The organism is Streptomyces sp. NPDC058579, assembly GCF_042718575.1.
Classification (GTDB): domain Bacteria; phylum Actinomycetota; class Actinomycetes; order Streptomycetales; family Streptomycetaceae; genus Streptomyces.
In genome coordinates this window covers 22,427-33,384 of the sequence record NZ_JBHXPI010000051.1, presented here as the reverse complement: position 1 = coordinate 33,384, position 10,958 = coordinate 22,427, and the positions used below count along the sequence as shown (strand labels likewise).

Annotated in this window: 9 protein-coding genes; 1 reads left to right on the top strand and 8 read right to left on the bottom strand. The window is 72.4% G+C overall.

Features of this window, described 5'->3' with window-relative positions; all coding sequences use genetic code 11:
• Nucleotides 1–138 precede the first annotated feature (138 nt).
• The 4 genes from ACFWRO_RS33085 to ACFWRO_RS33070 form a co-directional block, all read right to left on the bottom strand.
• Nucleotides 139–462 carry a hypothetical protein gene (locus ACFWRO_RS33085; RefSeq protein WP_384517077.1) on the bottom strand — a complete coding sequence of 108 codons (324 nt, stop codon included), beginning with the start codon at nt 460–462 and terminating at the stop codon, nt 139–141.
• On the bottom strand, nt 459–827 hold the full coding sequence (locus ACFWRO_RS33080; protein WP_260228985.1) for a WhiB family transcriptional regulator: 369 nt from the start codon (nt 825–827) through the stop codon (nt 459–461). The genes ACFWRO_RS33085 and ACFWRO_RS33080 overlap by 4 nt, the downstream gene beginning before the upstream one ends.
• Before the next feature lie 170 nt (nt 828–997).
• Nucleotides 998–1,351, bottom strand: a complete 354-nt coding sequence (locus ACFWRO_RS33075; RefSeq protein ID WP_384517111.1) for a hypothetical protein — start codon at nt 1,349–1,351, stop codon at nt 998–1,000.
• Between the two features lie 183 nt (nt 1,352–1,534).
• Entirely contained in the window at nt 1,535–3,730 is a 2,196-nt protein-coding gene (locus ACFWRO_RS33070) for an ATP-dependent DNA helicase UvrD2 (protein ID WP_384517074.1), read from the bottom strand.
• A gap of 146 nt (nt 3,731–3,876) precedes the next feature.
• On the opposite strand from ACFWRO_RS33070, the gene ACFWRO_RS33065 reads away from it, so the two are divergent.
• On the top strand, nt 3,877–4,119 hold the full coding sequence (locus ACFWRO_RS33065) for a mycoredoxin (RefSeq protein WP_149547526.1): 243 nt from the start codon (nt 3,877–3,879) through the stop codon (nt 4,117–4,119).
• Nucleotides 4,120–4,227: 108 nt separating this feature from the next.
• On the opposite strand, the gene nudC is transcribed toward ACFWRO_RS33065, so the two are convergent.
• From nudC to ACFWRO_RS33045, 4 genes are read right to left on the bottom strand one after another with little or no spacing between them, the layout of a single operon-like run.
• Entirely contained in the window at nt 4,228–5,223 is a 996-nt protein-coding gene (gene nudC, locus ACFWRO_RS33060) for an NAD(+) diphosphatase (protein WP_384517071.1), read from the bottom strand.
• Nucleotides 5,220–6,656: a dipeptidase gene (locus tag ACFWRO_RS33055; RefSeq protein WP_384517068.1), complete on the bottom strand. Its 1,437-nt coding sequence runs from the start codon at nt 6,654–6,656 to the stop codon at nt 5,220–5,222. Before ACFWRO_RS33055 ends, nudC begins: the two co-directional genes overlap by 4 nt.
• Nucleotides 6,657–6,666: 10 nt before the next feature.
• Entirely contained in the window at nt 6,667–10,068 is a 3,402-nt protein-coding gene (locus ACFWRO_RS33050) for a UvrD-helicase domain-containing protein (protein WP_384517065.1), read from the bottom strand.
• A 51-nt stretch (nt 10,069–10,119) separates the two neighbouring features.
• Nucleotides 10,120–10,956, bottom strand: coding sequence for a hypothetical protein (locus ACFWRO_RS33045; RefSeq protein WP_384517062.1), 837 nt, complete (start codon nt 10,954–10,956; stop codon nt 10,120–10,122).
• Nucleotides 10,957–10,958 lie beyond the last annotated feature (2 nt).

Here is a 10,958-nt window from a genome sequence, read left to right as displayed (position 1 = left end):
CTGCGGGCGAAGTGTTGGGGGGCGTGGGGTTGCGGGGGGTCGTGCACGTCTGGGTGGTTAGCCCCGGGGGGGGGCGCGGGTCGACACGCAGGGCGGGGGCGGGTCCGTTCGGACCGGCCCCCGCGGGGTTCTCTCAGATCAGTTCATGACAGCCATGGCCAGCGCGCGGCGGGCGCGCAGGGACACGCGCTCGGCGCGTCGCTGCATGCGCCGGGCGGCGACCAGGCGCACGGCCTGGCGTTCCGCCTCGGCTTCCCGCCGGCGGTCGTGCATATGCGCACGCGCCAGGGCTTCTGGGATGAGTTGCATTTCGCGGGTCCTGTTCTGACGCGAGGCGTTCGCGCCGGTGATGGTGACGTCTGGGGTCGCGGAGCCGGAGGGCTCGCTGGTGGAAGAGGTCATCGGGGCCTGCTTCTGGGGATCGTGCGTGAGGGGTCGGTCGATGGTGCCGGTGACGTTCATGCCGCGACCGGGTTCTTGCGCGGACGACCACGCGGCCGCTTGCGGGCGACGACCACGCCCTGGACGAACAGCTCTCCGCCCCAGACGCCCCACGGCTCACGCCGCTCCTGCGCACCGGCGAGGCAGGCCTCCATCAGCGGGCAGGTACGGCAGAGGGACTTGGCGTACTCGACGTCCGCCGGGGACTCGGCGAAGAAGACCTCCGGGTCGTACGAGCGGCAGGGGACGGGTACGCCGAGGTTCTCGATGGCGTCGTCGAGCGCGGTGAGCGCGGTGAGGGGGGTCAAGGTGGAGTCCTCCGTGAGGCCGGGCGGGGGGATCGTTTCGGAAGGCGGTACGGACGGGGCGTGCGCTTCGAGTTGCACGGTGGTTGTTCCTCGTCTGGTCGTTCCGGCTGTTGGCCGGGGTTTCGGCTGGTACCGGTGGTGCTGGTTCCGAGGCCCCTTCGCTCCGTCCGTCCCCGTTCGGGGACAAACAGAAGGGCCGCGGATCCCTGGTGGGGTTCCGCGGCCCTGAAGGCGCCGGCCTGATCAGGTCAGGCTGGATCACTCCAGGGTTCGAGCCCACGGAAGGCCCACATCGTGTGGTGCTGCTTCGTCTCGTGTCCGGCACCGGTCGCCGCGAAGGCATAGGCCTTGGCCTTGCCTGCCGCTACTCCTGCTTCCAGTGCCTCGGTCGGTCGCTCGCTGCGCTCCATGACGGGAAGACCCGCCAGGTCGGCGGCCGGCCGCAGGGAAGCGGCGGGGGCCGCGATGGCGCCGGACAGACCGGTGCCACTGAGACCGTTGCCAAGGAACGCCGAGCCGGAGAGGCCGAGCGAGCAGGCGGAGACGACCGAGCGATCGGTCATTTTGTCGGTGCTGACGAAGCTGACGGTGGTGCTGTTGATGTTGCTGATCACTGGAATCGCCTCCTCTCGGCGTCTCGGAGGGCTCGGTGTGAGCCGGACCCTCATGTTCACTTGGACAAGTACAGCACGAAAGCAGGGCTTCGAAGAAGCCGCTGTTTCCGTGGTTAAGAACCTATGGGGCTTGCCGGGGCAGGCGCAAACTATTTTTCCGACGAGTTTTCCTCAGCTCTCCTCGTCGCCCCCTCCACCCGCCCCACCTGGCACTTCACCCGCGCAGAGCGCGAGAACATCGGCGCCGTACCGGCCCAGCTTGCGCGCGCCGACTCCGGAGATTCCGACGAGTTCGCCGTCGGTGGTGGGCACCCGCTCGGCGATCGCCATCAAGGTCTTGTCGGTGAAGACGCAGTACGCCGGCTGGCCGAGCTCCCTGGCCTGCTCGGCGCGCCAGTCGCGGAGCCGCTCGTAGAGCCCCTCGTCCATGTCGGAGGGGCAGTCCTCGCAGCGCATCAGCTTCATCTCACCGGCCTCGGTGAGCGTCGCTCCGCAGACGCGGCAGAGCACAGGACCCCGCTGCTTGCGCCGGACGACGCCCGCGCCGCGCTCGACGGAGCCGCCACGGCCCGCGAAGCCGCTGCTCGCGCCGAGGCCGCCGGAGCCGGGCCGCAGCCCCTGGAGGAAGCGCGTGGCCCGCCGGGAGGCGCGGCCGCCCGGGGAGCGGGAGAGCGCCCAGGAGAGCGAGAGGTGGAGCCGGGCGCGGGTGACGCCGACGTACAGCAGGCGGCGCTCCTCCTCGACCTGCTCGTCGGTCTTGGCGTACGTGATCGGCATCATGCCCTCGGTGAGGCCGACCAGGAAGACGGCGTCCCACTCCAGGCCCTTCGCCGCGTGCAGGGAGGCGAGGGTGACGCCCTGGACGGTCGGGGCGTGCTGGGCGGCGGCCCGCTCGTCCAGTTCGGCGACCAGGTCGGAGAGGGTCGCGCCGGACTTGGCGCGGGCGAAGTCCTCGGCGAGCCGGACAAGGGCGGCCAGGGACTCCCAGCGGTCGCGGACGGCGCCGGAGCCGGCGGGCGGCTCGCTGGTCCACCCCTTGGTGGAGAGCACGGCGCGGACCTGGGCGGGCAGGTCCTCGACGTCGTCGAGCAGGGAGTCGTTCCCCCCGGCGCGGGCGGCGCCGCGCAGGGCGATGCCGGCCTCCCGTACCTCCTGGCGCTCGAAGAAGCGCTCGGCGCCCCGCAGCTGGTAGGGCACGCCCGCGTCGGCGAGGGCCTGTTCGTAGACCTCGGACTGGGCGTTGATCCGGTAGAGCACGGCGATCTCGCCGGCCGGGACGCCGGCCGCGATCAGGTCGCGGATGCGGCGGGCGGTGCCCTCGGCCTCGGCGGGCTCGTCGGCGTACTCGCTGTAGGCGGGCTCGGGGCCCGGGTCGCGCTGGGAGACCAGCTCCAGGCGGTGCTCGGCGGCCCGGCCGCGGGCCTGGCTCAGGAGCCCGTTGGCGAGGTGCACGACCTGGGGAGTGGAGCGGTAGTCCCGGACCAGCTTGACCACCGTGGCCTCGGGGTGGCGGGTGCGGAAGTTCAGCAGGTGGTCGGGGGTGGCGCCGGTGAAGGAGTAGATCGTCTGGCTGGCGTCGCCGACGACGCAGAGGGTGTCGCGGTCGCCGAGCCACAGGTCGAGCAGGCGCTGCTGGAGCGGGGAGACGTCCTGGTACTCGTCGACCACGAAGTGGTGGTACTGGCGGCGGATCTGATCGGCGATGTCGTGCCGGTCCTGGAGGATGGCGACCGTGAGCAGCAGCACGTCCTCGAAGTCGATCACCGAGCGGTCGCGCTTGAGCTGCTCGTACATCCCGTAGATCTGGCCGATCTCGGCCGGGTCGCGCGGCGCCTCGCGGACGGACTTGGCGACGACGGTCGGGTAGTCGGCGGGGACGGTCTGGGTGACCTTGGCCCACTCGATCTCGCCGGTCACGTCCCGCAGCTCGTTCCGGTCGAGCCGGACGCGGCAGCGCGCGGCGGCCTCGGCGACGAGCTGGACCTTGCGCTCCAGGAGCCGCGGAAGATCACCACCGACGGCTTTCGGCCAGAAGTACTGGAGCTGGCGGAGGGCCGCGGAGTGGAACGTACGGGCCTGGACGCCGCCCGCGCCGAGCTCCCGGAGCCGGCCGCGCATCTCTCCGGCGGCCCGGTTGGTGAACGTGACGGCCAGCACACCGCTGGGCTGGAGTATCCCCGCCCGCACGCCGTAGGCGATGCGGTGCGTGATCGCCCGGGTCTTGCCCGTGCCGGCTCCCGCCAGCACGCACACCGGACCGTGCAGGGCGAGGGCGACCTCGCGCTGCTCAGGGTCGAGCCCGTCGAGCACCGCGTCGGCCGACTCGGGGACCTGCGGGAAGAGAGTGGAGTGCGTTGCTGCTGTCACTCCGCCATGCTGCCAGGTCGCCGGGGGTGGATGCGGCGGGTTGTCCACAGGCCCGGGGCGCCGGTCGTACGAATTCGGGAATGCCGGGCGGAGCACGTACGTTCTTTTCCTCGGTACCCACACCGCGAACAGAGGAGCGCCAGACCATGCAGGGCACTGTGACGATGTACAGCACGACGTGGTGCGGCTACTGCCGTCGGCTGAAGAGCCAGATGGACCGCGAGGGCATCGCGTACACCGAGATCAACATCGAGCAGGACCCCGAGTCGGCCGCGTTCGTGGAGAAGGCCAACGGGGGCAACCAGACCGTGCCGACCGTCCTCTTCGCCGACGGCTCGACGCTGACGAACCCGTCGCTCGCGCAGGTCAAGCAGAAGGTCGGCGTCTGAGCGCCTGAGCCTCTGGCTCCTGGCCCACCTGGCCCGCCTGGCTGAAAACAGCCCCCGTCCGGAGTTCCGGACGGGGGCTGTTTCGTGGTGACGGGCGGGTGGCGCGCGTCACACGACGTCGCCCGGCTTCGGGAGCGGCTTGCCGTACCAGAGCTCGATCAGCCGGGAGGCGATCGAGATGCCGTACGGGGGCAGCACCTCGCCCGACTCGAAGGCGGCGGCCAGCTCCTCGCGGGAGAACCAGCGGGCCTCGTGGATCTCCTCGCCGTCCACGTTTATCTCCGAGGAGGTGGCGTGCGCGAAGAAGCCCAGCATCAGGCTGGACGGGAACGGCCAGGGCTGGCTGGCGATGTACTCGACCTCGCCGATGGTGACCCCGGCCTCCTCGAAGACCTCGCGCGCCACCGACTGCTCGATCGACTCGCCCGGCTCGACGAAGCCCGCGAGGGTCGAGAACCGTCCCTCCGGCCAGTGCACCTGGCGGCCCAGGAGGGCGCGGTCCTGGTCGTCGGTGACCAGCATGATCACTGCGGGGTCGGTCCGCGGGTAGTGCTCGGCTCCGCAGGCCTGGCAGCGGCGGATGTGCCCGGCGGCCGCGATGACCGTGCGTTCGCCGCAGCGGGAGCAGAAGCGGTGCAGGCGCTGCCAGTTCTCCAGGGCGACGGCGTGCACCATCAGGCCCGCGTCGCGCGGCGAGAGCAGCAGGCCCGCCTCGCGCAGCCCCGCGGGACGGGCGGACTGGTCCATGCGGCCGGGCAGGGAGTCCTTCTGGAGGGCGAAGTACGAGACGCCGTCGTCGTCCGTGCCCAGGAAGTAGCGGTGCGTCTCGGTGACCGGGGCCTCGAAGGCCGGGGTCATGACGAGTTCGGTCCGCCCGTCGGTGCTGTCCGCGGGTTCGTCGATCAGCACCTGCCCGCCCGACACCACGAAGACCCGGGTCGTGGGGTGGCTCCAGGCGGCCGCGAGCCAGGCCTCGTCGAGGCGGTGGTGGGCGGCGCGGTCGATGCCGCTCGGGGCGGTGAGCGAGATCGGCCGGTCCGCGAACTGGCTGTTCAAGGTGGACACAGGTACTTCCAACTCCCCCGGATCGTTGTGTGGGTTCATCGCGCGTTTGAGCTGCGCAGGGCGGCGGGCAGGTCGCCCCACAGATGGGCGGCGGTCTCGACGCCCTTGAGGAGGAGATCGAGCTCGATCTTCTCGTTGGGGGCGTGCCAGCCGTCGGACGGCACCGAGATGCCCAGGAACAGCACCGGTGCTCCCAGGACGTCCTGGAGGTCCGCGGCGGGGCCAGAGCCGCCCTCGCGGGTGTAGCGGACCTTGGCGCCGTCGAAGGCCCGGCTCATCGCGCCCGCGACCGCCTTGAGGGCCGGGTGGTCGAGCGGGGTGAGGCAGGGCCGGGTGGGGGCGCCGAAGACGATCTCGTACCGGATGCCGGCGGGGACGCGGGCGGCGAGCCAGTCGCGTACCGCCAGCTCGATCTTGTCCGGGTCCTGGCCCGCGACCAGCCGGAAGGAGAGCTTCAGCTGGGCGGAGGCGGGGACGATCGTCTTGCCGCCGGGGCCCTGGTAGCCGCCGCCGATGCCGTTGACCTCGGCGGTGGGGCGGGCCCAGACGCGCTCCAGGGTGGAGTACCCGGTCTCGCCGAGGGTGCCGTGGGACTTGGCGGTGGTCAGCCAGGCCGCCTCGTCGAAGGGCAGCTCGGCGACGAGGGCCCGCTCGGCCTCGGAGAGCTCGGTCACGCCCTCGTAGAAGCCGGGGATGGCGACCCGCTCGTCCTCGTCGTGCAGGGCCGCGACCAGGCGGCCCGCGACGGTGGCCGGGTTGGGCACGGCGCCGCCGAAGGATCCGGAGTGGATGTCCTGGTCGGGGCCGTACAGCTCGATCTCGCAGTCCGCGACGCCTCGCATGCCGGTGCAGACCGTCGGGGTGGACTCGGACCACATGCCGGTGTCGGAGACGATCACCGCGTCGGCGGCGAGCCGGTCCGCGTGGGCCTCGACGAGGGCGCGGAAGTGCGGCGAACCGGACTCCTCCTCGCCTTCCACGATCAGCTTCAGGTTGACGGCGGGCGCGGTGCGTCCGGTCGCGGCGAGGTGGGCGCGGACGCCGAGGGTGTGGAAGAAGACCTGGCCCTTGTCGTCGGCGGCACCGCGCGCGTACATCCGGCCTTCGGTGACGTGCGGCTCGAACGGGTCGGTGTGCCAGCCGTCCTCGCGGGCGGCGGGCTGGACGTCGTGGTGCCCGTAGACGAGCACGGTCGGGGCGTCCGGGTCGCCGGAGGGCCACTCGGCGAAGACGGCGGGCGCGCCTGCCGTCTCCCAGACCTCGACCGTCGTGAACCCCGTGTCGGACAGCTTCTCCGCGAGCCACCGGGCGCTGCGCCGTACGTCCTCGGCGTGGGCGGGCTGCGCCGACACCGAGGGGATGCGCAACCAGCCGACGAGGTCGTCGAGGAAGGCGGCGCGATGCTGCTCGATGTACGCGCGCACTGCCTGGGTACCTACGGTCTGGACGACGCTGTCCGGGGTCTCGCTCATGCTCCTGAGCCTATCCGGCGTCCGGAGTGCGCCGGCCCAGCAGGATCCCCTCCAGCTCCGTGCGGCCGGGGAGCGACCTGGGGTGTACGACCTCACCCGTACGGACGTACACGAAGGCGGCGGCGACCTCGTCGGGATCGAGGCCGTGCTGCTCGGCCCAGGCGAGCCGGTAGATCGCCAGCTGGAGCGGGTCGGCGGTGCGGAGGTGGCTGGTCTTCCAGTCGACGATCTCGTACGCGCCGGTGTCCGGGTCCCGGTAGACGGCGTCGATCCTGCCCCGGACGACCCGGCCCGCGAGGGAGAGGTGGACGGGGACCTCGACGCGGTACGGGCTGCGCCGGGCGTACGCGGTGAGGGCGAAGGCCTCCTTGAGGGCGTCCAGGTCACGCTCGTCCACGATCTCCGGTTCGCCGGCGAACTCCTCGCCGCCGGGGAGCTCGTCCGGGCCGAGCATCGGGAGCGGCAGCTCCTCGAACCGGGACTCCACCCACGCGTGGAACCGCGTCCCGCGCCGGGCGGCGGGCTGCGGGGGCCGGGGCATGGGCCGGGCCAGTTCCTGGGCGAAGCCGTCGGGGTCCTCGGCGAGGCGGAGGACCTGGGAGGCGGAGAGGTAGGCGGGCAGGAGGACGTCTCGGGTGGTGGCGCGGGTGCGGCGGAGTTCTGTGGTGAGGGAGGTCAGGTCGCGGTCCCAGGAGGCGAGGGTCTTTTGATCCTCGGGGGTCAGGACCGCTTCCGGTGCGTCGTCCCGGGGGGCCCTTGGTGCGGGGACCTCCTCAGCCAGGGGCTCGTCGTCCAAGAACGGGTCCTCGTCCCACGGAGGCTCTTCGTCGGGCCAGAGGTCCTCGGGGTCCTGGGGGGCGGGCCCTTGCGCGGGCAGCGCGTTCGTGGGTTGTGCCCACCCGTTCCGCCCCTGCGGAACGTATGCCCACAACGCCGCCTCCACAGCGGCCGCAGCTCTCCGGCGCCGTACCAAGGACTCTTCGTCCAGCGGTAGCGGCCAGGACTCGTCCTGGGTGTGTTTCTGGAGGGTGGGGTTCTCGGTGTCCTTCTCCGGTTCGTCCTCCCAGGCCTCGATCTCGCCGAAGCCCGCCGCGCAGTGGTCGTACAGGGCGTGGAGGAACGCCGAGGGGCCTCGGGGCTTCTTCTGGGACGGGCCCCACCAGTGGGCGGAGGCGAGGAGGAGGGAGCGGGGGCGGGTGAAGGTCACGTAGCCGAGGCGGAGCTCCTCGGTGTGCTGGTGGTCGCGCATCGCCTCCTTGAAGCTCTTCAGCGCCGCCGCGTCCCAGGTGGTGATCGCCGGCAGCGTCCCTGCGTCGCCGCGCAGGGCGTGCGGGAGGACCTGCGGCTGCGAGGTCCACGACTCGCGGGACCTGGTGCTCGGGAACTGGGAGGTGACCAGGCCGGGCACCGCCACGACGTCCCACTCCAGGCCCTTGGACTTGTGTGCGGTGAGGACCTTGACCGTGTTCTCGCCGCCCGGGAGCGCGTTGTCGAGGCCCTTCTCGTACTGCGCGGCCGTGCGCAGGAAGCCGAGGAAGGCCAGCAGGGTCGCCTCGCCGTCGAGGGAGGCGAAACCGGCGGCTATGTCGAGGAAGTTCGACAGGGTCTCGCGGCGCCGGGCGGCGAGCGCGTGCGGGGAGGCGGAGAGTTCGACCTCGAGGCCGGTGGTGGCGAGGACCCGGTGCAGGACGTCCATGAGGGGGTCGGCGAGCGAGGAGCGCAGGGAGCGCAGCTCGGCGGCGAGGCGGGCGAAGCGGACCCGGGCCTCGCCGGAGAACGGCAGGCCGTCGTCCTCGCCGCCGGAGTCCAGGAAGGTGTCGAGCGCGTCGGCGAGCGAGACGACCTCGGCCGGGTCGACGCCCTCGACCGCCGCCGCGAGCCGCTCGTCGGCGTCGGCGCCGTCGTCCCCGGCACGCTCGCGGTGGACGAGGAGCCGGGCGCGGCGGCCCAGGAGGGCGAGGTCGCGGGGGCCGATGCGCCAGCGGGGCCCGGTCAGGAGACGGACCAGGGAGGCGTTGGCGCCGGGGTCCTGGAGGACCTCGCAGACGGCGACGAGGTCGGCGATCTCGGGGAGGTGGAGCAGCCCGGAGAGCCCGACGACCTCGACGGGCACGTCACGGGCGACCAGCGCGGCCTGGATGGCCGGGAAGTCGGTCGCCGTCCGGCACAGGACCGCGATCTCGCCGGGCTCCTTGCCCGTACGGACCAGGTGGGCGAGGGAGTCGGCGAGCCAGTCGATCTCCTCGGCGTGGGTGGGCAGGAGGGCGATCCGTACCGTGCCGTCGCGCTCCGCGCCCGGGGCGGGGCGCAGCGCCTCCACGCCCGCGTGCATGGCGCGCAGGGGCGTGGCGAGCCCGTTGGCGAGGTCGAGGAGGCGGCCGCCGCTGCGCCGGTTCTCGGAGAGCGCGTGGCGGGTGGCGGGGGTGCCGTCCTCGTACGGGAAGTGGGCGGGGAAGTCGTCCAGGTTGGCGACGGAGGCGCCGCGCCAGCCGTAGATCGCCTGGCAGGGGTCGCCGACGGCGGTGACGGCGTGTCCCGTACCCCCGCCGAACAGTCCGGAGAGCAGCAGCCGCTGGGCGACGGACGTGTCCTGGTACTCGTCCAGGAGCACCACCCGGAACTCGTCGCGCAGGATCGCGCCGACCTCCGCGCGCGTGGTGGCGAGTTCGGCGGAGAGGGCGATCTGGTCGCCGAAGTCGAGCAGATCGCGGGAGCGCTTGGCGGCGCGGTAGCGGACGACGAGGTCGAGCAGTTCGCGGCGGGCGGCGGCCGCCTCGGGGACCTTGCGCAGGTCGGCGTTGGTGAGCTTGGCGCGGGCGAGCGTGTCGAGGAGCTCGGAGTCGTACGCCCTCAGCTCCTCGGGCTCCACGAGGTGTTCGGCCAGCTCGGCGTCGAGGGCGAGGAGGTCGCTGACGAGGGTCGGGAAGGACTTGGTGAGCGCCGGGTACGGTCCGGGCGCCTCGCGCAGCACGCGCGCGGCGAGCTGGTAGCGGGTGGCGTCGGCGAGGAGGCGGGAGGTGGGCTCCAGGCCGATGCGCAGGCCGTGGTCGGTCAGGAGCTGGCCGGCGAAGGCGTGGTACGTCGAGATGCGCGGCTCGCCAGGGGGGTTGTCCGGGTCGATGGCGTCGGGGTCGGTCACCCCGGCGCGTACGAGGGCGGTGCGGACGCGTTCGGCGAGTTCACCGGCGGCCTTGTTGGTGAAGGTCAGGCCGAGGACCTGTTCGGGCGCGACCTGGCCCGTGCCGACCAGCCAGACCACTCGGGCGGCCATCACCGTCGTCTTGCCGGAACCGGCTCCGGCCACGATGACCTGCGGGGCGGGCGGCGCGATGATGCAGGCCGTCTGCTCCGGGGTGAACGGGATGCCGAGAAGCTCCTTGAGCTGCTCGGGGTCGGTGATGCGTGCGGTCACCTCAGAGAGGCTAACCGGCACCACTGACAGCGCCGAACGTGCGCGACACCGTCAGGCCTGGGTGCCCGGGTCCAGCTTCGTCAGGTCCACCGTCTCGTCCGCCGGCGGTACGACGACCTTGACCGGCTTGTCGAAGTCGGAGAGCTCGACGGAGCCCGGTTCCTCGCCGCCGGTCTTGACCATCTTGAGGATGTAGGGCTTGCCCTCCTGCGCGACGGACACCGTGGTCGTCAGGCCGCCGGGCTTCTTCTTCACGAGGGTCGCGACGGGGGTCCCGTCGACCTCGGCGTCCGGTCCCCGGGTCAGGCCCTGGCGGTCTCCCTTGTCGTCGCCGAGGTCGGAGAGGACCGCGTCGAGGTCGCAGACCCCGCTCAGGTCGCTGCTGCCGGCCTGCCCGGGCGTGATCTTCAGCCAGCGTCCCTTGACGAGCTCGATCGTGGCGTCGATCTGGGGCGGGGGCACGCCCTGGGAGGTCATGGAGGCGCGCCAGAACTTCTCGTCGCCCTTCAGGTACGTGATCCGGTCGGCCTGGCGCAGCTCGGCGGTGCCGCCGTCGACCTTCATCACGCCGGTGCAGTTGTTCTTGTCGTCGAGGGCGATGTCGAGGTCGAGGGCCTGTCCCTCGGACACGACCCGCCCGGTCATCCGGAGCGAGCTCGCGGACTGGGTGGCGTCGACGGCCCGGTCGGCGATGGCGTCGGGGGTGAGGTTCGCGAAGGGGTCGGGGGTGGGAGCGGCGACCGCCACCTGGGGAGCCGCGGTTCCCGGCTGTGCCGAGGCGGCGGGGGCGGCGAACCCGACGGTCAGCCCGGCCGCCGCGACGGTCGCCGCCGCGCAGACGGCCGCCGCCGCCCTGCGGGCCCTGCGGTGGGGGGTGGACGGCGCCATGG

Coding starts and splice junctions, on each gene's coding strand:
- ACFWRO_RS33085 (WP_384517077.1), bottom strand. CDS start 462: ATGAACGTCACCGGCACCATCGACCGACCCCTCACGCACGATCCCCAG.
- ACFWRO_RS33065 (WP_149547526.1), top strand. CDS start 3,877: ATGCAGGGCACTGTGACGATGTACAGCACGACGTGGTGCGGCTACTGC.
- nudC (WP_384517071.1), bottom strand. CDS start 5,223: ATGAACCCACACAACGATCCGGGGGAGTTGGAAGTACCTGTGTCCACC.
- ACFWRO_RS33055 (WP_384517068.1), bottom strand. CDS start 6,656: ATGAGCGAGACCCCGGACAGCGTCGTCCAGACCGTAGGTACCCAGGCA.
- ACFWRO_RS33045 (WP_384517062.1), bottom strand. CDS start 10,956: ATGGCGCCGTCCACCCCCCACCGCAGGGCCCGCAGGGCGGCGGCGGCC.